This is a genomic window from Pseudomonas sp. GM102, assembly GCF_000282555.1.
In the GTDB taxonomy this organism is placed as follows: domain Bacteria; phylum Pseudomonadota; class Gammaproteobacteria; order Pseudomonadales; family Pseudomonadaceae; genus Aquipseudomonas.
The window spans coordinates 16,055-42,947 of the sequence record NZ_AKJB01000016.1 but is presented as its reverse complement, the minus strand read 5'-3'; the positions used below and the strand labels follow the sequence as shown (position 1 = coordinate 42,947).

Annotated in this window: 23 protein-coding genes and 1 pseudogene; 4 read left to right on the top strand and 20 right to left on the bottom strand. The window is 57.4% G+C overall.

All coding sequences use genetic code 11. The annotated features are described in order from the left end of the window. Window positions 1–26: 26 nt before the first annotated feature. From PMI18_RS24720 to PMI18_RS24735, 4 genes are read right to left on the bottom strand one after another with little or no spacing between them, the layout of a single operon-like run. Entirely contained in the window at window positions 27–1,112 is a 1,086-nt protein-coding gene (locus PMI18_RS24720) for a polyamine ABC transporter substrate-binding protein (RefSeq protein ID WP_007896205.1), read from the bottom strand. 44 nt (window positions 1,113–1,156) lie between these two features. Beyond that, on the bottom strand, window positions 1,157–1,498 hold the full coding sequence (locus tag PMI18_RS24725; RefSeq protein ID WP_007896204.1) for a cupin domain-containing protein: 342 nt from the start codon (window positions 1,496–1,498) through the stop codon (window positions 1,157–1,159). A gap of 31 nt (window positions 1,499–1,529) precedes the next feature. Continuing rightward, the gene (locus PMI18_RS24730; protein WP_007896203.1) at window positions 1,530–2,936 is read right to left on the bottom strand and encodes an NAD(P)/FAD-dependent oxidoreductase; all 1,407 of its coding nucleotides are present in this window, start codon (window positions 2,934–2,936) and stop codon (window positions 1,530–1,532) included. Window positions 2,937–2,987: 51 nt separating this feature from the next. After that, entirely contained in the window at window positions 2,988–3,803 is an 816-nt protein-coding gene (locus tag PMI18_RS24735) for a helix-turn-helix domain-containing protein (RefSeq protein ID WP_007896202.1), read from the bottom strand. A gap of 278 nt (window positions 3,804–4,081) precedes the next feature. Here PMI18_RS24735 and PMI18_RS24740 point away from each other — a divergent pair, with 278 nt between their 5' ends. Beyond that, complete coding sequence (locus PMI18_RS24740) at window positions 4,082–4,357, top strand: DUF1652 domain-containing protein (protein WP_007896200.1); 276 nt, start codon at window positions 4,082–4,084, stop codon at window positions 4,355–4,357. A 231-nt stretch (window positions 4,358–4,588) separates the two neighbouring features. Here the strand turns inward: PMI18_RS24740 and PMI18_RS24745 are convergent, their stop codons facing one another. The 3 genes from PMI18_RS24745 to PMI18_RS24755 all read right to left on the bottom strand — a co-directional run bounded on the left by PMI18_RS24745 (window position 4,589) and on the right by PMI18_RS24755 (window position 9,905). Continuing rightward, entirely contained in the window at window positions 4,589–5,770 is a 1,182-nt protein-coding gene (locus PMI18_RS24745) for a cystathionine gamma-synthase (RefSeq protein WP_007896198.1), read from the bottom strand. Further along, a complete protein-coding gene (locus PMI18_RS24750) occupies window positions 5,767–7,143 on the bottom strand; it encodes a pyridoxal-phosphate dependent enzyme (RefSeq protein WP_007896196.1) in 1,377 nt (458 codons plus the stop codon). Before PMI18_RS24750 ends, PMI18_RS24745 begins: the two co-directional genes overlap by 4 nt. Window positions 7,144–7,430: 287 nt before the next feature. Beyond that, window positions 7,431–9,905 (bottom strand): UvrD-helicase domain-containing protein, encoded by a 2,475-nt coding sequence (locus PMI18_RS24755; RefSeq protein WP_007896195.1) that lies wholly within the window; start codon window positions 9,903–9,905, stop codon window positions 7,431–7,433. A gap of 279 nt (window positions 9,906–10,184) precedes the next feature. Between PMI18_RS24755 and PMI18_RS24760 the strand changes: the two genes are divergently transcribed. After that, the gene (locus tag PMI18_RS24760) at window positions 10,185–10,880 is read left to right on the top strand and encodes a pirin family protein (protein ID WP_007896194.1); all 696 of its coding nucleotides are present in this window, start codon (window positions 10,185–10,187) and stop codon (window positions 10,878–10,880) included. A 191-nt stretch (window positions 10,881–11,071) separates the two neighbouring features. Here PMI18_RS24760 and pgm read toward each other — a convergent pair whose 3' ends face one another. The 4 genes from pgm to PMI18_RS24780 all read right to left on the bottom strand — a co-directional run bounded on the left by pgm (window position 11,072) and on the right by PMI18_RS24780 (window position 17,375). Continuing rightward, a complete protein-coding gene (gene pgm, locus PMI18_RS24765; RefSeq protein ID WP_007896192.1) occupies window positions 11,072–12,718 on the bottom strand; it encodes a phosphoglucomutase (alpha-D-glucose-1,6-bisphosphate-dependent) in 1,647 nt (548 codons plus the stop codon). Between the two features lie 110 nt (window positions 12,719–12,828). Next, window positions 12,829–14,229 carry an aminotransferase-like domain-containing protein gene (locus PMI18_RS24770; RefSeq protein ID WP_007896191.1) on the bottom strand — a complete coding sequence of 467 codons (1,401 nt, stop codon included), beginning with the start codon at window positions 14,227–14,229 and terminating at the stop codon, window positions 12,829–12,831. A gap of 67 nt (window positions 14,230–14,296) precedes the next feature. Continuing rightward, the gene (locus PMI18_RS24775) at window positions 14,297–15,787 is read right to left on the bottom strand and encodes a hypothetical protein (protein WP_033035871.1); all 1,491 of its coding nucleotides are present in this window, start codon (window positions 15,785–15,787) and stop codon (window positions 14,297–14,299) included. Window positions 15,788–16,352: 565 nt separating this feature from the next. Beyond that, entirely contained in the window at window positions 16,353–17,375 is a 1,023-nt protein-coding gene (locus PMI18_RS24780) for a zinc-dependent alcohol dehydrogenase family protein (protein ID WP_007896188.1), read from the bottom strand. Window positions 17,376–17,643: 268 nt separating this feature from the next. Between PMI18_RS24780 and PMI18_RS24785 the strand changes: the two genes are divergently transcribed. Then, window positions 17,644–18,558, top strand: a complete 915-nt coding sequence (locus tag PMI18_RS24785) for a LysR family transcriptional regulator (RefSeq protein ID WP_007896187.1) — start codon at window positions 17,644–17,646, stop codon at window positions 18,556–18,558. Window positions 18,559–18,825: 267 nt separating this feature from the next. Then, window positions 18,826–19,461 (top strand): LysE family translocator, encoded by a 636-nt coding sequence (locus tag PMI18_RS24790; protein WP_007896186.1) that lies wholly within the window; start codon window positions 18,826–18,828, stop codon window positions 19,459–19,461. A gap of 47 nt (window positions 19,462–19,508) precedes the next feature. On the opposite strand, the gene PMI18_RS31840 is transcribed toward PMI18_RS24790, so the two are convergent. From PMI18_RS31840 to PMI18_RS24830, 9 genes and pseudogenes are all read right to left on the bottom strand, one after another. Next, entirely contained in the window at window positions 19,509–20,273 is a 765-nt protein-coding gene (locus PMI18_RS31840; protein WP_443200862.1) for a methyl-accepting chemotaxis protein, read from the bottom strand. Between the two features lie 93 nt (window positions 20,274–20,366). Beyond that, window positions 20,367–21,398: pseudogene (locus PMI18_RS31835) on the bottom strand (cache domain-containing protein); the annotation flags it as partial. 35 nt (window positions 21,399–21,433) lie between these two features. Then, complete coding sequence (locus tag PMI18_RS24800) at window positions 21,434–21,937, bottom strand: Lrp/AsnC family transcriptional regulator (protein WP_050548135.1); 504 nt, start codon at window positions 21,935–21,937, stop codon at window positions 21,434–21,436. Between the two features lie 12 nt (window positions 21,938–21,949). Beyond that, window positions 21,950–22,711: an ABC transporter ATP-binding protein gene (locus PMI18_RS24805; RefSeq protein ID WP_007896175.1), complete on the bottom strand. Its 762-nt coding sequence runs from the start codon at window positions 22,709–22,711 to the stop codon at window positions 21,950–21,952. A gap of 52 nt (window positions 22,712–22,763) precedes the next feature. Further along, window positions 22,764–23,474, bottom strand: a complete 711-nt coding sequence (locus tag PMI18_RS24810) for an ABC transporter permease (protein WP_007896174.1) — start codon at window positions 23,472–23,474, stop codon at window positions 22,764–22,766. Continuing rightward, complete coding sequence (locus PMI18_RS24815; RefSeq protein ID WP_007896173.1) at window positions 23,471–24,199, bottom strand: ABC transporter permease; 729 nt, start codon at window positions 24,197–24,199, stop codon at window positions 23,471–23,473. Before PMI18_RS24815 ends, PMI18_RS24810 begins: the two co-directional genes overlap by 4 nt. A gap of 52 nt (window positions 24,200–24,251) precedes the next feature. Continuing rightward, window positions 24,252–25,034 (bottom strand): transporter substrate-binding domain-containing protein, encoded by a 783-nt coding sequence (locus PMI18_RS24820; protein WP_007896172.1) that lies wholly within the window; start codon window positions 25,032–25,034, stop codon window positions 24,252–24,254. A gap of 173 nt (window positions 25,035–25,207) precedes the next feature. Beyond that, entirely contained in the window at window positions 25,208–25,525 is a 318-nt protein-coding gene (locus PMI18_RS24825; protein ID WP_007896171.1) for a DMT family transporter, read from the bottom strand. A gap of 139 nt (window positions 25,526–25,664) precedes the next feature. Further along, a complete protein-coding gene (locus tag PMI18_RS24830; protein ID WP_007896170.1) occupies window positions 25,665–26,867 on the bottom strand; it encodes a trans-sulfuration enzyme family protein in 1,203 nt (400 codons plus the stop codon). Window positions 26,868–26,893: the final 26 nt, after the last annotated feature.

Here is a 26,893-nt window from a genome sequence, read left to right as displayed (position 1 = left end):
CTCCCTCGCCACAGGTTCCTCTCCGTTTAGCTACCGGTCCTGATCTTGTTCCACACCCGCGTCCGCACCCGGTCAATGTTCAGCGGCATCGCCTCCAGCGCAAACAATTTCCCCATCATCTCCGGGCTCGGATAAACCTTGGTGTCGCTCTTGATGGCCGGGTCGATCAGGCTGTCGGCCTGTTCGTTGCCGTTGGCGTAGTGCACATAGTTACTGATGCCGGCCATGACGTCGGGGCGCAGCAGGTAGTTCATGAAGGCGTAGCCGGCCTTCTCGTCCGGAGCGCCGGCGGGCATGGCGACCATGTCGAACCAGATGGCGGCGCCTTCCTTGGGGATTGAATAGCCAATGTCGACACCATTCCTGGCTTCCTTGGCGCGGTTTTCCGCTTGGATAATGTCGCCAGAGAAGCCGACGGCCACGCAGATGTCACCGTTGGCCAGGTCGCTGGTGTATTTGGATGAGTGGAAATAGCTGACATAGGGCCGGACTTTCATCAGCAGCGCTTCTGCCTTTTTATAGTCCTCGGGCTTCTTGCTGTGATGTGGCAGCCCCAAGTAGTTCAACGCCGCCGGCAACAGTTCGGGGCCGTTGTCGAGAATGGCGACGCCGCACTTTTGCAGCTTTGCCATGTTCTCGGGTTTGAAGATCAGGTCCCAGGAGTCCACCGGTGCGTTGTCGCCCAACACGGCCTTGACCTTGGCAACGTTGTAGCCGATGCCGGTGCTGCCCCACAAATACGGGAAGCCATGCTCGTTGCCCGGGTCATTGGCCTGCAACGTCTTGAGCAGCACCGGGTTGAGGTTTTTCCAGTTGGGCAACTGACTCTTGTCGAGTTTTTTCAGAGCCCCGCCCTCAATCTGTCGGGCCATGAAGTGGTTGGACGGGAACACCACGTCATACCCGGATGTGCCGGTCATCAACTTGCCATCAAGGGTTTCGTTGCTGTCGAAGACGTCGTAACTGAAGGCGATACCGGTTTCTTTCTGGAAGTTCTTGGTGGTGTCCGGGGCGATGTAGTCCGACCAGTTGTAGATTTTGACAGTCTCGGCGGCCTGGCTGAAGGTCGCGACGAGCGCCAGTGGAGCAAGCGTCAGTGTCTTTCGGATCATGAGTCGATTCCTGTATGAGTTGTTGTTGGCAGGCAATCAGAGGATCAAAAAATCAAAACGTAGGTCTTGCGCACGGTTTCCTGGATGTCCCAGATGCCGAGGCTGTTGGCTGGCAACATCAGTGCATCGCCGGCTTCTATGTAGAGGGTTTCACCGTCGTCCGGGGTGAAGGTGCAGCGGCCCTGAATGAAGTGACAGAATTCCTGGGCAACGATCTGCCGGCGCCAGCGGCCGGGCGTGCATTCCCAGATGCCGGTTTCGACACCATCGTCGCGTTCGACACTGGTGGTCGAGGCCACCGCCACGGGCGCGCCCAATGGCACGGCGACCGGAGTCGACTCTTCCAGCGTCAGGGTTGCGGTGTTCTTGAAGTGAGTGATTGGCATCGGAGTACCTGTCGATTGAGAAAAATGCCGTTCAGTGCATGAAACCTTCCATGAACCCCGCGACCCGACTGGCCAGTTTTCGACGCCAGGGCGCGGTAGTCGGGTTGGCCAGGGTCTGGTCTTCGTGGACGAAGCTGCGGATGATCGCGTTGTAGCCCAACCAGCGGCAGGGCTCCGGTTCCCAGGCTTTGAGCGCGTCGAGACCGCCCTGAGGAATGACCCACGGCTGGCGGACCAACTCGGTGTCGCGCTGAAGAATCAGGTCGGCCAGCGTCCGCCCGCCGAGGTTGCTGGCACCGACGCCCTCCCCGCCATAACCGCCAGACAAGGCGATGCCGCTGGCCTGATCACAGAGCATGTGCGGCTTGAAGCGCCGGGACATGCCCAGGTTGCCGCCCCAGGCATGGGTAATTCGCACGTTCTTCAGTTGCGGAAAAAGTTCGCTGAACAGGTAGCGCCGCAACTCCACTTCACTGGCGGTCAGGTCGAAGTCATGGCGCAACTTGCCAGCAAATTGATAGCCACCACGGGCACCGAACACCAAGCGGTTATCCGCCGTACGCTGGCCATAGGTGACTTGTCGGCTGCTTTCACTAAAGGCCTGACCGTGGCTGAGGCCGATTTCGTTCCAGCTCGCGGCGGACAGTGGTTCGGTCGCCACCAGCAAACTCTGGACCGGCAACTGATAACGGTCCAACGGTGGCAATGTGGCTGCATACCCTTCTACCGCCGGCACGATCCAGCGGCTGCGAACCTGAGCCTTGGCCGTGCGCAAACTGCCCGACTGCCATTGAGTGACCGGGCTGTTCTCATAAATGTTGACCCCCATGCGCTCCACCGTCCGTGCCAGCCCCCGGACCAACTTTGCCGGGTGAAGGGTTGCGACGTGCGGTGCATAGATACCGCCATAAGGTTTGGCAATTCTGATCTGTTGTGCCAATTGCTCAGGACTGAGCCAACGGTAGTCGCTTTCGGTCAACCCCTGGCGGTAGAGCGTGTCCAGATAATGGCGCAGGCTGGCTTCCTGCTCTGGATAGCGCGCAGCACAGTAAAGCACCCCGCCTTTGCGATAATCGCAGTCGATGCCTTCTCGTTCGAGCACGATCGCTACTTCATCAGGGATGCCGTGCAGCAGTTCGAAAGAGGCGCGGCGCCGTTCGGCCGGTAAATCGGCGAGCAAGCGATCTTCGCCCAGCAGGTTGCCCATCAGCCAACCGCCGTTACGGCCCGAAGCACCAAAACCGGCGGTTTGGGCTTCGACGATGGCAATGTCCAGCTCCGGCGCCAGGCGTTTGAGGTAGTACGCTGTCCAGAGCCCGGTGTACCCGGCGCCAATGATGGCCACGTCGACGTCCAGATCCTGCTCCAACGCCGGGCGCGCCAGCAATGGCTCGTCGAGTTGATCCATCCACAAACTGATCGTGCGCCACGCTGACATGCAAGACTCCGCCACTCAAAACTTCGATGGCGTCGATCCTAGTGCGTGGGCTCATGGATTGTCTTGCGCGCGTGCACGCAAAGAAATTTGTTTGGCGTAAGCCTTGGGCGACAGGCCGGTGTGGCGGCGAAAACAGCTGTAAAACGCCGACAACGAATTGAAGCCAGCCGCGAAGGCCAGTTCGTCGATGCGCAATGGCGGCGTAACGGTGTCCAGTGCCGCAAGCAAATGCTGCAACCGCGCTTGATTGACGTAACGGTAGAAGCTTTGGCCGAGCACCTGATTCAGCAGGTAGGAAATCTGATTGCGGCTGTACCCGCACTCCTTCGCCACCCGTTGCAGGTCGAGTTCAGGATCCAGGTAGGGTTGCTGGCGCTGGAAATACTGTTGCAAATCCTCGGCCATGAAACTCAGCTGCCGCGGTGACAGCCCGAGTCGGCTGACCGCCGGGCGCAAGTTGCGGGCGGCTTTGCTGGACGCTTGTTCGTGCACGAGCGAGGCGTATTCATTGACCCGCCAGATCAGCCCCTCACGTACGGTAATGGCCTCGCTGGCCCGAAACGACACCAACCCTTCACCGCCGCGAAGCGTGATGCGGTATTGAATAAACGCCGTGTTGCCGTCCAGGCGAATACGGTCCGAATGCTCCAGGGCTTCATCCGGATCGCGCGGCATGCTGTCGCGCACATACTCGCGTAACTCATCCAGCCCCATCACGCGGTTCTGGAAAAAGTCGTTGTACTGAATGTCCGGGTGATAAAGCGCCATGACGCCGTCCAGATCCCGGTGTTTCCAGCGCAGGTGGTAACGCATGACTGTCTCGCCCGTGGCCTGGGTTTGCAACGGACCATCATCATCGGCGTGCATAAGGGACTCAATGAGAAAAAACCGAGCTTGCCGAAGTTCTCGCCGGGCTTCAATGACCCCGTGGAATGCCCCGACAATATTGGCCTTTCGCCACAAAATCGGTGTCTCATGATCTGCGTCAAAAAAAAATGAACCAATCGCTAAACGGACTGAAAAATTCCACATGACTTTCACATCCGGGTGCTACTTTTAAAGACAGTCAACCGGTTGAGCCATTGAAGGTTCTTCCCTCCTGGCATGAGCTAAAGGAAGCGCTCGATGATTAAGGTGGGCAACACATGAATAAAGGTTCCTTCAGCAAAGTCACTTTTCCAAATGCCTGCCAGCTGATGCGCTGGCATTTTCATCCCATGGGTTTCGAAGCGACCATGGATGCGCCGGGCAGTATGGTTGCCCGGCTGTTCGACCGCGCCAGTGGCGAAACCATGATCGCCATTGCCGGCATTCCTTGCGCAACGGTCATGAATGCGGCGGATGTAGAACGAATCATTGAAGCTGTTGAAGATGAGCTGGAGGCGTTCATTCCGCCGGAGGCTCTCAGGAGTTATGCCTGATGGTCGGCGTCCCACAAAACCTGTGGGAGCGGCCTGTGGCTAGAGAGCTTGCCTGTGGCGAGGGGGCTTGCCCCCGTTCGGCAGCGAAGCAGTCGCAAAATCGGTTGATGCGTTTTACCTGAAGAGACGTGGTGGTTTTTTTTGGGGCCGCTACGCGTCCCAACGGGGGCAAGCCCCCTCGCCACAGGCAAGCCCCCTCGCCACACGAGCCTGCTCCCACATTGATTGCGTTTAACCGATCCGCATCAGGGCCTGAGCCAGATCAGCGCGCAGGTCTTCGACATCCTCAACCCCCACTGACAAACGCACCAGCGCATCGCCGATGCCGAGTTGTGCCCGGGTTTCGACGGGGATGCTGGCATGGGTCATGATCGCCGGGTGCTCGATCAGGCTTTCCACCCCGCCCAGGCTCTCAGCCAGGGCGAAAATTCGCACACTCTCAAGGAAACGCTTGGCACCCGCCAGGTCACTGTTCAGGTCGAGGGAAATCATGCCGCCGAATCCTCGCATCTGCCGCCGCGCCAGTTCGTGCTGTGGGTGCGATGGCAGGCCCGGATAGTAAACGCGCGCCACCTGCGGCTGACGCTCCAGCCATTGCGCCAGCTCCAGCGCGTTGCTGCAGTGGCGCTCCATGCGCAGCGCCAGGGTCTTCACGCCGCGTAATGTGAGAAAAGCGTCGAACGGCCCGGCGATAGCCCCCACCGCGTTCTGCAGAAAACCCAGGCGCTCGGCCAGCTCTGCGTTTTGCCCGACCACCGCGATACCGCCGATCACGTCGGAGTGACCGTTCAGGTATTTGGTCGTCGAGTGCAGCACGATATCGAAACCCAACTCCAGCGGGCGCTGTATCCATGGGCTGGCGAACGTATTGTCGGCCACACAAATGATGCCTCGCTCGCGACAGGTGCGCGCGACGGCGGCGAGGTCAGTGAGGCTCAGCAAAGGATTGCTCGGCGTCTCGACCCAGACCATCCGCGTGTCATCCTCAAGTGCCGCTTCGAAGGCCGCCAGGTCAGTCAGATCGACGAAGCTGAAACGATGCCCGGCACTGCGCCGGCGCACCTTGTCGAACAGCCGGAAAGTACCGCCGTACAAGTCATTGCCTGAGACGATATGGGCGCCAGCATCGAGCAGTTCGAGGACGTTAGCGATCGCCGCCAGCCCGGAAGCGAAAGCGAAGGCCCGAGTACCGCCCTCGAGATCCGCCACGCAACGCTCCAACGCAAAGCGCGTCGGATTGTGCGAACGCCCGTAGTCGAACCCCTTGTGCACACCCGGACTCTGTTGCAGATAGGTGGAGTTGGCGTAAATCGGCGGCATCAGCGCCCCGGTGGAAGGGTCCGGTGTCTGTCCGGCATGGATCACACGGGTGTTGAAGGCAGGTGGTTTAGCCGTTTCATCGTGCTGACTCATGCAAGGGATCTCCGCAAGTGGTTGAGCATGTCGACGCGAGTAATCAGGCCGTGGAAGCCCGAAGTGTCGGCGATGATCGCCACCAACCCACGATCGAGCACCGCCTCCAGCTCAGCAAGACTGGCGCCGGGAGGCAGGGTTTCGAGCTTGTCCGTCATGGCGCTGGTCACGGTCATGCGAAAGTGCGTAGCGTCTTCGTGCACGCCAAACAGAATGTCGGACTCGTCGATGACCCCTACCAGCCGCTGCCCATCCACCAGCACCGGCAGTTGCGATACATCCGCCAGGCGCATGCGCTGGAACGCCGTGAGCAAGGTGTCGTCCGGCCCCACGCTGACCACCCGGCCATCCTCGAAGCGCCGCGCGATCAGGTCACGCAAATCGCCGTAGCGTTTGCGCGCAAGCAGCCCTTGGTCGTTCATCCACTGGTCGTTATAGACCTTCGACAGGTAGCGGGTGCCGGTGTCGCAGACGAAACTGACCACCCGCTTCGGCTCGGTTTGTTCGCGGCAGTAACGCAGCGCCGCCGCCAGTAACGTGCCGGTCGAAGAACCGCCAAGAATCCCTTCGGCGCGCAGCAATTGGCGGGCATGATCGAAGCTTTCCTCATCGCTGATCGAATAAGCCTTACGCACGCTGGACAGATCGGCAATCGACGGAATGAAATCTTCGCCAATGCCCTCCACCGCCCAGGAACCGGGCGTACCGAGGGTGCCGCTGCGACTGTATTCGGCCATCACCGAGCCGACCGGATCGGCCAGCACCATTTCCAGATTCGGTTGTACGCGCTGAAAGAAACGGGTCAGGCCGGTCAGTGTGCCGGCCGAACCGACGCCGACGACGATGGCATCCACATCATGCTGGGTCTGCGCCCAGATCTCCGGCGCGGTACTGCACTCATGGGCCAGCGGGTTGGCCGGGTTGTTGAACTGATCGGCGAAGAATGCGTCGGGAATGTCCTTCGTCAATCGCGCAGCGACGTCCTGGTAATAATCGGGATGGCCTTTGCCGACATCGGAGCGGGTGATGTGTACTTCGGCGCCCATCGCCTTGAGGTGCAGCACCTTCTCGGTGGACATCTTGTCCGGCACCACCAATACCACCCGATAACCCTTGGCCCGGCCGACCAGGGCCAGGCCCAGACCGGTGTTGCCGGCGGTGGCCTCGACGATGGTGCCACCGGGTCTCAGGCGGCCATCGCGCTCGGCGGCGTCAATCATTGCCAGGCCGATGCGGTCCTTGATCGAGCCGCCGGGGTTCTGTGATTCGAGTTTGAGAAACAGTGTGCATGGGCCGGTATCGAAGCGGCTGATACGCACCAGCGGCGTATTGCCGATCAGTTCGAGCACGGCGGGACGGGAGTTGTTCGGCATGTCGTCACCTCGCTACGGATTTGCGCACTGGATGGACAGCGACCTGAAGCCAGTCGAGCGCGTCAGTCGCAGTCAAAGCCTCGCTTGGACCATAGGCCGGGATCGCGCCCCTCGCAACTTTTCGCGGCCAGTCGGTCGCGTCTCTGTGGCGAGCGAGCTTGCTCGCGTTGGGCTGCGTAGCGGCCCCAAAAATCTGAGGACCATTGCCGATTTTTTATGAGTGCTGCGCACTCAAGCGGGAGCAAGCTCCCTCGCCACAGGTTCTCTGCTCAAGACTCTCTTGAAAGTCAGGCCGGCACTTTTCCCTGACGATGATCGGCAAAGAACACCTTGCCCTTACCTATCCGATCGGAGGCCTTGGGCATATTCGCAGCCGAGGTATCCTGACCATCGACATACCAGTAGCAATGGCTCACTGCCCGGGTGATGCCCACGTAGGCCAGTCGCAAGATCTCGTCTTTCTGTGCACTGTCGTAAGGCTCGCTGTCGCCAGCCTTGCCGAGTCCGGCCATGCGATAGACCTGGTTCTTGTAGGGTGAACTGGTCAGATGCTGGCAATCGCCCAGCAGAAAAACCGCATCGGCCTGTAGGCCCTTAGCGCTGTGATAGGTCAGTTGTTTTAGCCGTCGAGCCTCATACGGCAAGCTAGATTCCACATTAACTACAGTCTTAATATGCTCTTCTATCAATGACTTATCGCTGCTTTTTCGATAAAGCATCAAGATTGAATCGCCCTTTCTGTAGTGCTCGATCAGGCGCTGGGCCAAGCCCTGGTCATCCCGATCGAGCACATTCACCGGCAGCAATACCTTTGGTTCGCCGCTGGCCTTGGCCTTCTTGCCGGCGATCGCTGGTGCCGCGCGGACAATATGCTCCGCCGCGTCGATGATGTGCTGATGGCTACGGTAATTGTCGCTGAGCATCACTTTGGTCGTGCTCGGCGACGGGAATTCCTTGTTGAACTCCATGAAGTACGTCGGCGAGCTGCCGCGCCAGCCATAGATGGACTGCCAGTCATCACCGACACAGAGCAATGACGAACGCTGCGCGCCGCGCCCTACATGCATGGCCGGTCCGCGACTGCGGATCTCCGCCAGGCTGGCGCGAATCCACGAAACGATCTGCGGTGATACATCCTGAAACTCGTCAATCATCAAGTGCGACATTGGCCTGAGTAGCTCATCGCTCAGCAGCTTGAGATTCTCCGGTGAATGCTCGCTGAACAAGGCGAACATCCGGTTGTAGGTCATCACCGGTGGGGATTGATCCAGCAGATGATCTTCCAGCGCTCGCCAGAACAGGCTCAACGCCTCGAAGAAGAATCGGTCCGGGTCATCCTTGGCGAAACTCATCTGGCCCACAGCATTCGGCACATCCAGGCCGAGGTTTTCAATAAACCCGGCCGCCGCGACAAAACAGTCCAGCAACGGCGCGGAGCCGAGCTCGCCCTTGACCTTGTAATCGAAGCCCGGCCCGGCGCTGGCGTCGCCGGCAAGGGATGCCAAAACACGTTTTGAAGATTCATAACTATCAAGCCATATCAAAGGCTTACGACAGAAAGCTTGAAACAGCGTGCGCTTTACCGCCCACTCTGCGCGTACCGAAAGTTTGGCATGCGGCCGGCTGACCTGAGGGTTTTCCCGAGGATCGAACCCCAGCACCACCCAGGCATCCAGCGTCGGAATGTAGCCGTGGCAATGAAAGGTCGAGCCGTTGATGTCGAAGGTCTGACGATTCGGTTCGATGCCCTTGATTGGCCAAGCCCCGGCGCGAAACCACAAGTCTTCAAGGGTGTCGCACAGTTCTTCATCGCGCTTGGCAGCGAGTTCAGTCACCGCCATGCGTTTCTGCACGTCCGGGTGATCACGCTCCAGCTCCTTGAGCTGCAAGGCATGACGAGACAAAGGCTTGATCAACTCGCGGAAACGCTCATCGCGTGTGTGCAAGCTGTGATAACAGGCGTTGAGTTGTTGGCGCTGGGCGTCGTTGATGCGCAGGTCGAAGGGGTTGCTGTCGACCTCCTCATCGCCGCCTTGCACGCGGTGACTTAGGTTTTCGAACGCTTGCAGCCGCTCGAAACCCGGCAGGCTGCGGACCATCGGCAGGATGCGCGAGTGGAAAGTGCGCACCAGATCGCGCGCTTCTTTAAGGCTGATTCCCCGGCCCCACAGTGCAAACAGTTCGATCAGTTTGTTGATGAAGTCCTTGCGCGATTCGCGGGTAAAGGTCACCACAGTCATCGAGCTCAGCTCAAACCCGAGATAATGGCTGAGCAGCAGAATTCGCAGCACCAGGGTGGTCGATTTGCCCGCGCCCGCCCCGGCGATCACCGAGGTCGACGGTGTGTCGCTGAAAATCATCTTCCACTGGGCAGCGCTCGGCTGGGCGTGCGCTGGCAGCAGTCGCGCCACGTCGGCCTTCATGCGCTTCTTCAGCTCAGCACTCAATGGCAGGCGCCAATCGTCGAACAGATTGTCATCCACGTTGGGCGGTCGATGCTCGGTCGAGCGCGAGTCGCGAATCAACAGAACCTGCCGACCTTCCTCCAGCCCCTCGAGTTTGCCTTCCTTATAGCCGTAATCCACCCCGGCGCTATGACCGCTGCGAAAACCGTCGGCTTGGCCGTGCAGCCAGGACGCACGGTGTTGCGCGCGCAGACGGGTAAGGCCATGGCCAAAGAGCCGGGCAGCCAGGCGCTTGAACAAAGGCATCTCGGCCAAGGGGCGAAGTTCGGGAGGAAGATCGGGGGTGTGTTGCGGCACGCTGACGGACTCCAGGGTGTGAGGCTGTTGAGGGCTATGGTGTCTGCATTTGCCGTTGAGTTCTAGTGAAATGCTTACAGGTCATTGGCTTATGCGATGAAGTGAAGGCTGGATGAGAATGTTTCGAGGTTATTTGATATCAATTAATTCGATTGTATTGAGGCATTTTTTACGCTTTTTATCGATGATTGCCTGATAGATGATGCTCGCCATCAACCACCGGTTCTCGTTTGTGGCTCAGGCGTTCTGCCCCATGACGAACCTTTTCAGGAGACGATCATGCTTGAACTCAGACCCTTCAACTCGCTGGGCGGCGCACATCATGGCTGGTTGGATGCCCATCACCACTTTTCGTTCGCCGAGTACCACGACCCCAAACGCATGAACTGGGGCAACCTGCGGGTGTGGAACGATGATGTGATTGCCCCCGGCACCGGGTTCCCGCAACACCCGCACCGGGACATGGAAATCATCACCTACGTTCGTGAAGGCGCGATTACCCACCAGGACAACCTCGGCAACAAAGGCCGCACCGAAGCGGGCGACGTTCAGGTCATGAGCGCCGGCACCGGGATCGCTCACAGTGAGTACAACCTGGAAGCGACCGAGACCCGGATCTTTCAGATCTGGATCATCCCCAACGAAGCCGGTTCGGCCCCATCGTGGGGTGCCAAGCCGTTCCCCAAAGGCGAGCGCGAAGGTTTCGTGACCCTGGCCAGCGGCAAGGCCGGCGACGATCAAAGCCTGCACATCCGCGCCGATGCGCGTCTGGTGGCGGCGAACCTGAAGGCCGGTGAATCCGCGGAGTATCACCTGGACAGCGGTCGTCGGGCTTATCTGGTTCCAGCCACTGGGGTCATTGAAGTCAATGGCTTGCGTGCACAAGCTCGAGACGGTGTTGCGATTGTCGATGAGCAGGTGTTGCGCGTGACCGCGATTGAGGACAGTGAGATTGTGTTGGTGGATGTGGCTTGATGGGGTAAATGCGCGACAAAAAAAGGGGCGACCGTTGATGGTTGCCCCTTTTTTTATGTGTATGTCCATTGTGGCGAGGGGGCTTGCCCCCGTTCGAGTGCGTAGCACTCGCAAAATCTACGGTAATTTCGAAATTCTGGGGCCGCTTCGCAACCCAACGGGGGCAAGCCCCCTCGCCACAGGGCCCTCAATCACTTCGCGGAAATTGCGCTATCCACGAGTGTCTGGGCTTGCGCCACCAACTGCTTCAGGTGATCGTCACTGACAAAGCTTTCCGCGTAGATCTTGTAGATATCTTCAGTGCCCGACGGACGCGCCGCGAACCAACCGTTCTCGGTCATGACTTTCAGACCGCCAATGGCCTGGTCGTTGCCCGGTGCATGACTGAGGATGCTCTGGATCGCTTCGCCCGCCAGTTGAGTCGAGGTGACCTGGTCTGGCGACAATTTGCTCAGCAGCGCTTTTTGCTCAGGGTTGGCCTTGGCATCGACCCGTACCGAGAAGGGTTCGCCCAGCTCATCGGTCAATGTGCGATAAGCCTGACTTGGGTCACGGCCCGTGCGGGCAGTCATTTCGGCGGCCAGCAATGCCGGAATCAAGCCATCCTTGTCAGTGCACCAGACACTGCCATCCTTGCGCAGGAACGACGCGCCGGCACTTTCTTCGCCACCAAAACCGAGGGAACCGTCGAACAGGCCGTCGGCAAACCATTTGAAGCCAACCGGCACTTCGTACAGACGGCGGCCCAGGCGTTTGGCGACGCGATCAATCAAGCCGCTGCTGACCACGGTTTTACCCACAGCCGCATCGGCACGCCACTGCGGACGGTTCTGGAACAGGTAATCAATCGACACTGCAAGGTAGTTGTTGGGTGCCAGCAAACCACCGGACGGGGTCACGATGCCATGGCGGTCGTGGTCCGGGTCACAGGCAAAGGCCACGTCGAAACGCTCTTTCAGACCGATCAGACCTTGCATGGCGTGACTGGACGATGGGTCCATACGGATCTGCCCGTCCCAATCGACGGTCATGAAACGGAACGTCGCATCAACCTGTTTATTCACCACCTCCAGGTCCAGGCGATAGTGCTCGGCAATCGCCGACCAGTAGCGCACCCCTGCTCCGCCCAGCGGATCGACGCCCAGACGCAGCTTCGCATCGCGGATGGCGTCGAAGTCGATCACGTTGATCAGGTCAGCGACATAGGTGTTGAGGTAATCGTGACGATGGGTGGTGCTGGCCTTCAGGGCCTGCTCATAGCTGATGCGTTTGACGCCGGCGAGTTTGGCCGCCAGCAGCTCGTTGGCCTTGGCTTCGATCCACTTGGTGATGTGGGTATCGGCCGGGCCGCCGTTGGTAGGGTTGTACTTGTAGCCACCACTTTGTGGCGGGTTGTGAGACGGGGTGATGACGATGCCGTCTGCCAGGCCCGAAGTACGCCCACGGTTGTAGCAAAGAATTGCGTGGGAAATGGCCGGCGTCGGCGTGTACTCGTCGCCTTCGGCGATCATCACCGTCACACCGTTTGCCGCCAGGACTTCCAGGGCGCTGGCACCGGCCGGCGTGGACAGCGCGTGGGTGTCGATCCCGACGAACAATGGACCGTCAATGCCCTGGGCTTCGCGGTACAGGCAGATCGCCTGGCTGATGGCCAGAACGTGCCATTCGTTGAAACTCAGATCGAACGAGCTACCTCGGTGTCCGGACGTGCCAAAGGCGACGCGCTGGGTAGAAATGGCTGCATCGGGCTGGCCGGTGTAATAGGCCGTTACCAGTCGCGGGATGTCGACCAACAGTTCTGCCGGTGCCGGTTTGCCCGCAAAAGGACTGAGTGTCATGCAAAACCTCTGAGAGAGAGTGGTTCGGGAATAGAACGCAGTTTACTGACAGTTTGCTCCTGGCGCGACGTTATCAATTGTCAGGTACCGAGGAGGGTTTGCGCCTCGACTCAGTCGATCGATTCCAGGCGCAAGGCATCCCCCAAAAATCCCAGTGCGTCGGCGAGGTCGTGGTGACCACCGAAGGTGTGACTCAGGCGCAAATGCTGGCCGTGCAGGCCTTGCAGGCTGAAAAGCTCCCCCGGCGCAATCACCACATGCTGCTTTAGTAAACGCTCGAACACTCGATGCACATTGACCTGACGCAACGAGCGGATCCAGATCGTCGCCCCGCCTTGGGGTTCAACGAAGTGCAGCGCATCGGGCAGGCGATCCTCAAGCAGCTGTGTCATCTGCACCATGCGTTCCTTGAGCAGTCGACGCAATACCAACAGGTGCTGGTCGATGCGCCCGTTGCTGTACAGCCGCGCAATGGCTTTCTGACGAATCAACGATAAACGGAAAGCGCGCAGCAGAAAGTGCCGCTGCAATCTGGCACGCAGTTGTCGCGACAGCAGATAGCCAAAGGGCGCCTCCGACCCGATGAATTTTTCGAATGTGGAAAACACGATCAGCCGATCCGGGTCCAGCAGATCGCGAAATCGCAGGCCGTTCGGCTCGAACTCAAGCTCGCCATAGCAATCGTTTTCCAGTACCCAACTGCCATGTCGTTTCAGCAGCTGTGCGGCGGATTGCCTGTTGCTGTCAGGCGCCACACTGCCTCGTGGCATGTTCAGCCCCGATGAAAGCATCACCAGTCGCACTTGCTCGGCCTCAAGCAGTTCCTTCAACTGCTCCAGATCCAAACCACCATCGGCTTGCAACGGCAGCTCGATCACCCGCACGTCCGCATCCTGGAGCAGACGCAGAATGCCCCAGTCGCACGGTGATTCGACCACCATCACGGCGTCTTTGAGACCAAGAGCGGCGATCAATATTTCCAGGACTCCCCGCAGGTCGGCGCCGATATAGACATCATCGGCATGCCAGCAACGTGTCGGCGAAGTGGTGTAGCGCGCCGCCAGGGCTGTGCGCAGCTCCAGCTCGCCGCAGGGTTGTGAAGACGGTTGTGGCTGGCGTGGGTACTGGCGCAGCAGTTCTCTCTCCAGCAACAGCAACGGGCTATCCAGCGGTTGTAATAACGCCGGTTCATCAGCGCTCAGCACCAGCATGCCGGGACGTCTGGCGTTGACATAAACCGTTTCGAGCAAGTCCTTGCCGCGGCCGGGTATGCCTATTGAGGATACGGGTACGGCGTAGTAGCCGGATTTGGCCACCGAATAGACGCGCCCTTCCTTCTCCAACAGCGAATAGGCGTACTGAATGGTCGAGATCGACACACTCAGGCGGTGCGCCAACTGTCGCAATGAAGGCAGGCGCACTTGCACGTGACTGCCCGGCTCATTGATCAGGTTTGTCAGGTAACGGTACACCGCCTGGTACGCAAAATCGGTATCTCGTGGTCCTTTCATGGGTAATGGCCGAACAGGCTACGAACGTCGTGACGCATCCTTGCCGGATCCGTCAAACCTGGCACTTTCACCGCCCCGTCGACCATTCGCCGGCCACACTCGTTTCACCGTCAGGCTGCATGACTTCAGCATGCATACCCGCGTCGCCGCTTTCCGTGCCGCTCCCCCTGCCCTCATCCCGAACCACCGGGGTCATGCGGTAAAGCGTGCCGATCAGACTCACCGACAACCCGCTGACATCGACCATCCACTGCAGAACCTGCTCGGGTGCCGGACCGCCCTGCATTGCCCGGTGCAAGTCTGGCAATGCCACGAGCATGCCGGGATGGCACTGTCGAAGAAAATGCTCAAGGGCCGCGCCATTATCGACAAAAGGGGCGAACAGCAGACACACCAGTTGAGCCTCGCTCAAACCGAGGCTCTTTTGTGCTTCAGCCGATGCCAATGCGCGCTGGTCGGTTATTGTTACCGGGTTGCCGAAGGTCTCCATTGCCTGTTCGCAAAAGCGCTCTGGAACGTGTTTACGACGCATCATCACCAGCGCCCGCTGCAGGTACTCGCTGACACCCGTCTCGTAGGTGCGACCGTGTACAAAGCACGCTTGCAAGCCACGAAGGTGCGCTGATATCGACAGGCTGACGTAGTCGTTATCACTGAGCTGATCCGACAACTCGTCAGGTTGAAACCCGAGAAAATCGGTGAGCAATGGCCAGCGCTCTTCCAGATTGCTGACCAGCATGTCGTGAACATCGATAAAGGTCGTGCGGCGACACGCTTCAAAACGATCGGCGGGACGCCACGCCGCCAGGGCAGACGCAGGATAAAACTCGCGGTAGCAATCGCTGCCCAATTCATCGAGCCGTGCGAACAGGCCCTCGTAGCCCGTTTCATGATGGTCTGGTGCATTGAGCCCGGCCTTGGCCGCCGCACGGTTCAATCCCTCGATAAACTGCTTCTGACGACGGGGCGTATCGCTGCTGACCAGTGCATCGACACCTTGGTCCCAGCGGGCGATTTGTCCGCAAAACTCGCCGGTCGCCAGGTACCCGTCATCCCACAGATCAAGCGGCCCGTTCCAGGCTCGACGGTGCCCGACCATCAGCAGGTTGAGCCGATTCGACTCGCGACCGGCTTCGGAGATCGACGCCAGATGGTTGAACGGCAGGACTTCACGGTTATCGACCATCAGCACTTCGACCCGGGGATCGTCGTAGAGAAACAACGCACTGTAGCTGCGATGGATGTTTTCCATGGCCGTCGAGGCCACACCGTTCAAGCGCAAGGTCGCCACTCGCAGCTGAAACGTCGCCGGTGCCCGGCCGGCGATACTCAGTTGCGCGGCGCGCAGTAGCGCCAGCGTGTAGCAGTTGTCGCGGGACCCTGACTGCATCGCCAGCACCTTGTAATCGCCAATACGCTCCATACCTCCTGCGGACATCACCAGACGCTGAATCATCAATTGCAATGCCGTGCGCTCGGCGCGAGAGAAAAAACCCAGCAAACGCTGCAGCATTTGCTGATAAACATAGTTCATTGCCTGATCATGGGTAGCGGTCATCATTATTTACCTGTAACTCATAAGTTCAATGCCACGCAAACAACGAGGTGTATTGCGCAACAGGTATCTGTCATGAATGGAGTGCCGGGGCTGTTGTTCAAATGCTAGCACTTAAGCATTGTGTAATTATTTGAAATGATTGGATGTTGCGGGTACCCCAAGGAGATCAAGGTCGCCGCAACGCCCAGCAGAATGGGCTCTCTGTGCTCCCACTCGCTTTCCTAGGAAATTTCCGACAGCGTCCCACAGACACTTAGCACAAGAAATAAAGAAAGAAGTTGCCAATGAATGTAAGACAACTGAGCGACGCTGCATTATTTGTTGAGCATATATTGCAGGTGCGCATTGAGGAGTTTCAGCCTGATAGTCGGCCATGACTCTTTCCTTGAGATGAAATTAATCATTCAATTATCAGGGCTTATATAATGATTAGAAGATACAGATTGAGAGCAAAAACCAGTTCAGTTGCTGAACCGGCCCACCGACAGATCGATGGAACGTCTGATTTTGGAGTGACTATCAGCAGAAGAGTCCGTGCTCTCACGGACTCTTGCAGAGGAAGGGCTTACGCAGGCTCGACCTGAAGGGCGACCCGTTCGCGGCATGGGCATTCGTCCATATAGCGGTGGGCTTCGACAAACTCGGAAAACGGGAATACCCGGGTCTTGAGTGGCAACAGCACACGATCTGCGGTCAACTGGTTGATATCGCGCAGGGCACGTTGCAGTGCGGCCTGATCCTGGATGATGCCCAGCTCCGGCTTGCCGGTGAAGTTACCGATGCAGTGTACGAAGAACTGAATGTTCTTCTGGAATGCCGCACAGGCCGGAAATGGCGTCTGATTACCCCCTTGCAGGCCATAGAGCACCAGACTGCCGCGAGGTGCAAGCACATCGCCGAGCAGTGACATCTGCGGCCCGCCAAGGCCATCGAACACCACATCGACGCCGCGGTTATCGGTGATTTTGTTGATCTGCATCAGCAGATCCTGTTCTTCGGTGACGATGACTTTCTCGGCGCCCAGGGACAGCAGGTACTCACGCTCATCCGCGGTTTTGGTCGCAGCGATCACTCGCACACCGAGGGCTTTGCCCAGTTGTACAAACGATGGCCCAGCGCAGTGGCTGGCGTCGGTCACCAGCGCAAATTGCCCGGGTTTGACACGCGCCAGGTCAGCGTAGGCAAAATAAGCGATCAATAGCGGCGTGTAGTGCACGCTGGCTTCGATCGGGCTGAGCACGTCCGGGTAACGAGTCAGTGCCGTGCGTGGCAGAACGATCTGTTCGCCGTAAACAGGGTAGTCGTTGGGGCTCTCGGCCGGGAAGCTGGCGACCTTGTCACCAACGGCCAAATCATCGACGCCTTCGCCGACCATAGTGACCACACCAGCCATTTCATGACCCAGGCCAGAAGGCAGACGAGCATGGGACGAGGCCAGGTTCTGGCGCCAGAGAATGTCGTACCAGCTGATGCCAATCGCTTCGACGCGTACCTGCACTTCGCCCGGCGCAGGCAGAGCGGCCGCATGCTCTTCGCATTTGAGCACCTCGGCTGGACCAAACTTGTGAAAACGGATCGTGCGGGACATCGCAAACCTCGTCAAAGTAACCTCTAATGCCCTGAACTCTATCTGGGCTTTCTACCCAAGACCATCAGTGGCTATTAATAGTCGACATGCCTGTCATTGATTCCGCAGCGACGGCGACATCATCAAATGCCGTAAAAACCGAAGCAGCCTTTCAGAAAAAACTGAATTACCCTGTGCAGAGTACCAGTCTTTCCCCGTAAGATTCATGCCGGCCATTGTTCCCATATGGCCGCTCACGTCAAGTTTGCTGACTCTGCCAGGACTCCAGATGAATCGTAATGACCTGCGTCGTGTCGACCTGAACCTGTTGATCGTTTTCGAAACACTGATGCATGAACGCAGTGTGACCCGTGCTGCGGAGAAATTGTTCCTCGGCCAGCCGGCCATCAGTGCGGCACTCTCGCGCCTGCGCGGGCTGTTCGATGACCCGTTGTTCGTGCGTACCGGCCGCAGCATGGAGCCTTCCGCCCGGGCGGTGGAAATCTTCGCCCTGCTCTCGCCGGCCCTGGATTCGATTTCCACCGCAGTCAGTCGTGCGGCGGAATTCGATCCGGCGACCAGCACTGCGGTGTTCCGCATCGGCCTGTCGGATGATGTTGAATTCGCGCTACTGCCGATGCTGCTCAAGCGTTTGCGCGCGGAATCGCCGGGGATCGTGCTGGTGGTGCGTCGGGCCAACTACATTCTGATGCCGAGCCTGCTGGCTTCGGGCGAGATTTCCATCGGCGTCAGCTACACCGCCGACCTGCCGGCCAACGCCAAGCGCAAAGTGCTGCGCCGTAGCATGCCGAAATTGTTGCGGGCCGACACGGTGCCGGGGCCGTTGAGCCTGGATGATTTCTGCGCCCGCCCTCATGCCTTGGTTTCGTTCGCGGGCGACCTGAGCGGTTTTATAGATGAAGAGCTGGAAAAACTCGGGCGCAAACGGCATGTGGTGCTGGCGGTGCCGCAGTTTAATGGGCTCAGTACGCTGATCAGTGGCACTGATATTGTCGCGACAGTGCCTGATTACACAGCTGAAGCGTTGACCGCAGCCGGTGGCGTTCGGGCGGAGGATCCGCCGTTGCCGGTGCGTAGTTTTGAGTTGCATATGGCTTGGCGTGGGTCGCAGGATAATGACCCGGGTGAGCGTTGGTTGCGGTCACGGATTCAGATGTTTTTTGGCGACCCTGAGAGTCTTTGAAGGGGGACTGGCGCCTATTTTTTCAAGGTGCGTTAGCTGGATTTAGCGTCACCGAAAAGTCCACTGCTGCCGATCAATGACCCGCGCTACTCCAGCGCCTTTTTTTGGGGGCGTTATTGGGGGCAAACGCTGAAAAGGATGCCCCCTACATCGAGGACCCAAGAAGACACTAGCGGCGAGTGGCTGAGATTTAGGCAACTGACGGAATGACGTGCACGCTACAAACACTTAATCTGCTGACTGGCATGTATCGTCAAGGGGCTGCAAATGTCATTTGATCTCCACCACCTCCTGCTTGTATTCACCGCCTACATCGTGGGAGCAGCAAGTCCTGGCCCCAGCAACATGCGCATCATGGGCGTCGCCATGCACCAGGGCAGAAAACCTGCGCTTATGCTGGCAGCAGGTGTAATCAGTGGTTCTTTTTTCTGGGGATCGATGGCCGCCACGGGCGTATCAGCCATTCTGGCCCAATACGCGCAGGCGCTCTTCGCCCTAAAAATAGTCGGAGGGATTTACCTGCTTTTCCTCGCCATCAAAGCTGGCCGCTCCGCCCTCAACTCTGACGAGCGCCTTCAAAAAGAACTGGCTGCCGCACCAACCGTTTCGGGCTTTGGCCTTTACCGGCGCGGCCTGCTTATGCACCTCACAAACCCGAAGGCGCTGCTGGGTTGGATCGCAACCATGACCCTGGGGCTGGGGCCACACGCGACGCCTGAAACAGTTGTGATTATCCTGGCTGGCTGCGCCGTACTGAGCGTCACTATCTTCTGCAGCTATGCGATCGTCTTCTCCACTGCACCGATGATTCGAGGTTATCGTCGGGCACGTCGATGGATCGAAGGCACCCTGGGGTTAGTTTTCGGCGCCGCGGGTATAAAACTACTGTTCTCACGCGCTTGATTCCATGACATCGCTCGCGGTTTGTCTGGAGTGCGCCGTGCTACGTCCTAAGTTCGAAAACCATCCACCAACTGCTTGAGTCGCGAGGCTTGTCGCTCAAGCTCGTCACAGGCAAGCAAGGTAGCCTGGAGATTTTCCACGCCTTCCTGGTTGAGGGTTTTGATCTTGGTGATGTCAACGTTTAACGAATCAATGACCGCTGTCTGCTCTTCAGTTGCGGTCGCCACCGACTGATTGATGCCGTCAATGTCGCCGATGCGTTGAGTGACACTGCCCAGTCGCTCACCTGCCTGGTTCGCGATAATCACGCCGTCCTGACTGTAGCGCTCACTCTCGTTCATAGTGGATACCGCCTCACGGGCGCCCACCTGAAGCTCTTCAATCATCGTGTGGATTTCCTGGGCTGACGTCTGAGTGCGGTACGCCAGGCTACGAACCTCATCGGCTACTACGGCAAAACCACGACCAGCCTCGCCCGCCCGCGCAGCTTCGATGGCGGCATTGAGCGCCAGAAGATTGGTCTGTTCGGAAATGCCCTTGATCACTTCAAGGATGCGTCCGATGTTCTCTGTCTTGCCATTGAGCGCCTCAATGTTGCTGCACGACACTCGGATTTTTCCTGATAACCCGTTCATGGCATCGATCGTCTGCGTCACCACCTGACGGCCGCCCTCGGCCTGAAGACGGGCATCCGACGCTTGGAGTGAGGCATCGCCTGCATTGCACGCAATTTCCTGAGCCGCCGCCCCCAGCTCATTAATCGCGGCTGCAATGCTGTTGGTACGATTGGCCTGATCGTCTGAGTTTGTCATGGAGGAGCTGGAGGTCTGCATCACTCGCTTGGCCACCTCATTGACCTGTTCGGTGGCAGAAGACACCTCACGTATTGAGTGTTGGATGCGCTCCACGAAAAGGTTGAAGTCGTGAGCCAACTCGCCGAACTCATCCTTTGAGTGCACACTCAGCCGACGGGTAAGGTCACCCTCCCCCTGGGCAATATCACGCATAGCTTTGCCCATCAGTCTTAAGGGCTGCATCAGTACGCGAATAAGAACGCCCAGTAGAAGCAGCGTGACGAACACTGCAATAACCGTGGCCAAAATGGCGGATGCACGGAAGTCTCCAAGCGTTTCGTAGCCTTTGTTTTTGTCGATGGACAAACCTATATACCAATTTACCGAAGGCAGCCCCTTGATCGGAGAGAACATCAAAATCCGAGGATTCCCCTCCTGCTCAGTCTCACTGATATGGGCACTGAGAGTCGGTGTATTTCGAGGGTAGATATCACTCAATTGTTTCGTCACCAACTGTTTGTCCGGGTGGACCAAAACCTTGCCGTCCGCGCTGACCAAAAAGGCATAACCAATCCCGCCCAGATCGAGTGAGCTGACGATCTTTGCCAATGTATCCAGTGTCAGGTCCCCTCCCACCACCCCAAGCGTCTGGCCGTCATGGCTGACCGGCGTCGCAATCGTCATCATCAACTGGCCGGTAGTGACGTCTAGATAGGGCTCAGTCAATGTGGTTCCCCCAGCAGTCATCGCGTCCGTATACCAGGGCCGGGTCCGCGGGTCGTAGTCAGCGGGTAAATCGTCCTTCGGTCGAATGGCGAAACTACCGTCACGACTGCCTAGATAAGTGAAGGTAAACGTCGATAGCAATGACCTCTGCTCCAGCAGCCGCGTGACGGTTTCGGGTACAGGATCGTTGGCAACTGTCTGGGCAACATGATCAACCAGCAGTATCCGTCCCGAGAGCCAGGATTGAACGCTTGCGGCCGTGATATTGCTCATTTCTTCAAGATGGTTTTCAAGGTTCGTGCGGATGGTTTTGCGCTGGATCGAATCGTTGTACAGCGTAAAGAGCGAAAACGATGCAACAACGACGAGCGATGCCGCAAGCAGTACCTTATGGCTGAACTTCAGGTTGGCAATCATCATGATTTATCCGAAGGCAGGGAGTGTTGTAGTAGTTATTCGATACCAAGGTGCGTCGATGAGTGCTTGATGACTGCCAACTCTGGATAGGCTGCCAGTTTCTCGATATGCAGTTCAGTACTGTCCAACCAGCGTTCAGTGAGTGAGCGGAAATGCTCCATATCCCGGCAACGCATGCGCAAAGAGTAATCAAGCGCACCACTGATGAGCTGACACTCAATGATCTGCGGGCAAGCACCGACTACAGCTTCAAACGCCTTTTGCGCGCTGAGCCCCTTGCCCTCGGACAATCCAACCAGCACCAGCAGAGATAAACCAGGTGAGAGCCTTTTCTCGTCGATGAAAGCACCGTAGCCACGAATGACCCCTAGCCTTTCCAACTTACGTACACGCTGCTGGCAAGGGCTCTGACTCAAGTGCACAAGTGAGGCAAGCTTTTTGTAAGTGATGCGCCCGTTTTGGCGCAGCACATCAATGATTGCCTCGTCGATACGCCCCAAAGTATCAAAAGTCCTCAGGGCTTTACTTCCAGTACTCATATAAAAGGTTTTTCACTTCAGTCCATTGGACAGAAATTGCTGCAGACGCTCGCTGCTCGGGTTATCCAGAATTTCTGGCCCGCCCTGCTCTTCGACAAGGCCTTGATGAAGAAACAGCAGTTGGTTCGAGACCTTGCGGGCAAAACCCATTTCATGGGTCACCATGATCATGGTCCGACCTTCTTCAGCGAGCCCTTGGATGACTTTCAGCACTTCGCCTACCACTTCAGGGTCGAGTGCCGATGTAGGTTCGTCGAACAGCATGACTTCAGGTTCCATGGCCAGAGCCCGTGCGATCGCTACCCGCTGCTGTTGGCCTCCGGAAAGAAACGCAGGGAATTGATCGGCAACACGGGCCGGCAGCCCCACCTTTTCCAGGTATCGCCGGGCACGATCTTCCGCATCTGTTTTACTGACACCCAGCACCCGCCGCGGTGCAATGGTGATGTTGTCCAACACGGTCATGTGGCCCCACAGGTTGAAGTGCTGGAACACCATGGCCAGGCGAGTGCGCAATCGTTGCAGTTCACGGTCATCGGCCACATGCAGCCCCATATGGTTTTTAACCATGCGGATCGGTTTACCATCCAGACTCATGGCACCGTCGTTGGGCGTTTCGAGAAAATTAATGCAACGCAGGAAAGTACTCTTACCCGAACCACTGGCGCCGATCAGGCAGATCACGTCGCCTGTTTTGGCTTGCAGGGAAACGCCCTTGAGTACTTCATGGCTACCGTAACTTTTGTGTAGCCCGTCAACAGTCAATTTGTACATGTTCGCAATCATCCTCTAATGCGGATTGGGAGCAGCAGTGTCGATACTGGGTTCAGTGAGTCGGACCAAGAAAAGCCAGCCAGTGACGCTCGGCAATTCGGAACAGGCCGACCAGCGCAAAGGTCACCGCCAGGTAAATCAGTGCCGCAATCCCAAACGATTGAAAGGTCAAGAAGGTCGCAGAGTTAGCGTCACGCGCGACTTTGAGAATGTCCGGAACCGTGGCTGTGAATGCCACCGTGGTCGAGTGCAGCATCAAGATCACTTCGTTGCTGTAGTACGGCAGCGAGCGACGCAAGGCTGACGGCATAATCACAAACGCGTAGAGCTTCCATCCAGAGAGGCCATACGCTTTTGCAGCCTCGACCTCGCCATGGGCGATGTTGCGAATGGCCCCGGCAAATATCTCCGTGGTGTAGGCGCAGGTGTTCAGCGCGAAGGCAAGAATGGTGCAGTTCATCGCATCGCGAAAGAATGCATCCAACACAGGCTGAGCACGTATTGCGGCCAGGCTATAGATCCCGGTGTAGCAGATCAGCAGCTGGATATAGAGCGGTGTGCCCCTGAACAGGTAGGTGTAGAACTGCACCGGCCAGCGCACGTAAAACCTGGGCGAGACACGAGCGATGGACAATGGAATCGACACGATAAAGCCGATGAAGAGCGATGCACTGAGCAACCACAACGTCATGGCCAGACCGGTAATTTGCTGGCCATCGCTGTAGACAAATGACCTCCAGTACTCCTGCAGTAGTTCGATCATCGCACCGCCTCCCGTGAACCCGCGGCGTAGTGTTTTTCCAGGCAGCGCAGGGCGAAATTGGAAACACTGGTGATGAGCAGGTAGGTCAGTGCAGCCAGCACCAGGAAAAAGAACAATTGATAGGTGCTTTTTCCTGCGTCCTGGGCAGCCTTTACCAAATCAGCCAGACCGATGATCGACACCAATGCGGTGGCTTTGAGAATCACCATCCAGTTATTGCCAAGACCCGGCAAGGCGAACCGCATCATTTGCGGGAACACCACGAAGCGAAAACGCTGAGCGCGACTTAACCCATAGGCGGTAGCGGCTTCAACCTGGCCACGGGGTACTGCCAGCATGGCGCCGCGGAAGGTTTCGGTGAAATAGGCCCCGTAGATAAACCCAAGGGTGATGATTCCTGCGACGAAGGGATTGATTTCGATGTACTCCCAGCCCAACCCCACCGTGATGACCGTCAGCCAAGTTTGCAGGCTGTAGAAAATCAACAGCATCAGAACCAGATCGGGCACCCCACGAATCAGCGTGGTGTAGAGCTGCGCCGGCAAGCGCAGCAGCTTGAGGCTGGAAAGTTTGGCGCCGGCCCCAATCAGCCCGAGCAATACGCTAAGTGCCAGGGAGGATAGGGACAGCTTGACGGTCATCCAGGCGCCTTCGAGCAGCAGTGGGCCGAAGCCTTGCAAGCTGAATGCAGACAGCCCCAATGCGCCTAATAGTGTTTCGAACATGATCAACAACCTATAGCGAAAAACGCCCATCCAGCGGACGAGCGCCGGGTGGTTATTTACCGCTGTAAAGATTCAGATCGCCAAAGTGCTGCTTCTGGATCGAATCATAGGTGCCATCGTCGTGCAGGGCCTGGATCGCTTTATCCAGCAAGGCCTTGAGCTCTGCATTGCCCTTAGCGATGCCGATGGCTGTCTTGGAGGGAAGATAAGGGCTCTCTACCGATGGGCTCATTTCGTAATCAGTGCCCTGGGGTGAGTTGATAAAACCCAGTTGAGCTTGAAGCGCATCCTGCAGGGATGCATCCAGCCGCCCCGCTACCAGGTCGTAATACACCTGGTCCTGGTTCTGATAGGACTGGATTTTTACACCGGCTTTGTCCAGCACGGCCTTGGCGTAGGCTTCCTGGATACTGCCTTGAAAATAGCCAACCGTTTTGCCTTTGAGTGACGCCACATCTGTGCTCAGGCCCGAACCTTTCTTGAACACATAGGACGTGAACCCGGAAAAAAGCTCATTTGAAAAATCAATGGCTTTTTCGCGAGTGGCCGTCACGGTCATGGATGACAGGATGCCGTCGAACTTGCCGGCCCTGAGGCCCGGAATCAGGCCATCAAAATCGCTTTCCACCCAGATGCATTTGACTGAAAGCCTGGCGCAAATCGCGTTGCCCAAGTCAATATCAAATCCCTTAAGGCTGCCATCAGCTGCCTTGGACTCAAACGGTGCGTAGTTGGCATCTACGCCGAAACGCAAGGTGGAGTATTCTTTGGCCGACACTGCACTTGTGCACAACGCCAAGCCCATTATCAAATACAGCTTTTTTAGCGAAATCATAAGTACATCCCTAGATATTGTAGTTGGATTAAGGGCAGTAAACATCTGACAGCGTTAAACGTGACGCTTGTAATTATTTACCAAGGCCAGCGCCTTGACTTGAACGTTACCTGAGTACGGCGACTTTACGAATATGGCAAATTGAACGTTATCACGAGCAAAATGCTCGCCTTTCAAGCAGACACAAGTTTCATCATTAACAAACCACTGACAATCAATACGGCCGCCACGATCCGCAATAGCGTGGCGGGTTCGTCCATGAAGAAAATACCCGCCGCAAACGCGCCCACCGCGCCGATGCCGGTCCAGATGGTATACGCCGTGCCCAGCGGCAAGTTCTTCATCGAGAACGAAAGCAGCGCAAAACTGGCGATCACGGTGATGAATGTAATTACCGTTGGCACTAACCGCGTAAACCCTTCGGATTGCTTCATCGAAAAAGCCCAGACAACTTCTAATAGACCTGCAATGATCAAACTTACCCAAGCCATGAGCAACTCCCAAACAACAGGCAAACAGATAGTTCGCGCTAGAGAAAACTAACGCGCCAACCTTATTAAAAAGACCCCCGCGAGCACGGGGGTAAAGACGGGTTGACCAAACCCTGGTTACATGACGCCTGTATTCAAATCACTTGAATGTTGCATCCAGCGCGAACGCAATATCCTTGATCAAGTCATCTGGATCTTCCAGCCCAACAGAAAAACGCAAATGACCATACTGGCGGAACTCTTCAGGGTACTTGTCAAAGCCACCCCGACCTTCTGCGCCTACGTGCACGATCAGCGACTCGTCATGCCCTAATGAAACGGCCGATGTGATGATGCGCAGATTCGACACAAAGCGGTTCTGGGTATCAGGATCGCCCTCTACTGCAAAAGCCATCACTGCCCCATATCCCTTGCCTGCAAATTGCCGGCGCGCCAACTCGTGCTGCGGGTGGGAAGGCAAACCGGGGTAGTAGACATACGCAATCCGATCGTCGCCATCCAGAAACTGAGCCAACTTTTCGGCCGTGTTCAACAATTGCTTCAAGCGCAGTGGCAACGTGACCGAACCGCGCATGATCATCCACGCGTTGAAAGGCGAAATGGTCGCGCCGAGGTCAACCAATGCATCATTCTTGATCTTGTTGATCAACGGATTGGAGCCGATCACCACCCCGCCCATGGCATCACCATGACCATTGATGTACTTGGTCAGTGAGTGAATGACGAAGTCGACGCCGTGTTGACTCGCACGAAAAAATGGAGGGGGCGTAAACGTGGCATCCACAGAGATAAGCGCGCCGTGCGCGTGTGCAATCTCAGCCAATGCGGCGATGTCTGCAACTTTAGTGGTGGGATTAGCGATCGTTTCGGTATGGATCAATTTGGTATTGGGCCGAATAGCTTTACGCACCGACTCCAGGTCACCGACGTCTACAAACGTTGCTTCAATACCGTAACGTTCAGGCAGTAGTTCTGCGAAAAGCCGCCAGACCGCCTGGTAGGTGATGTCACTGACAATGACGTGGTCGCCACTTTTCAAGAATGAAAAAAACACCGAGTGCAAGGCAGCGACACCGGTCGCGAATACCACCGCATCTTCACACCCCTCAAGGGCGGCGAGTTTCTTCTCGAGGCAGACTTGGTTATGGCCTTGATTGCGCGTGTACACGAGACCATCCGGGCTCGACCAGTCCATGGTCGCCGGATCTTCCGGCAGGAGATAGGAGTTAGCCATGACCAATGGCGTACGGACGGCGCCACTGGTGACATCCGCGACATTCCCGCCATGAACAGCCAGCGTCGCTGCAGATAATGTCGAAAGATTGTGCTTATCGGGGCGCATGTCGATTCCTCTTTATTGTTGTGTGA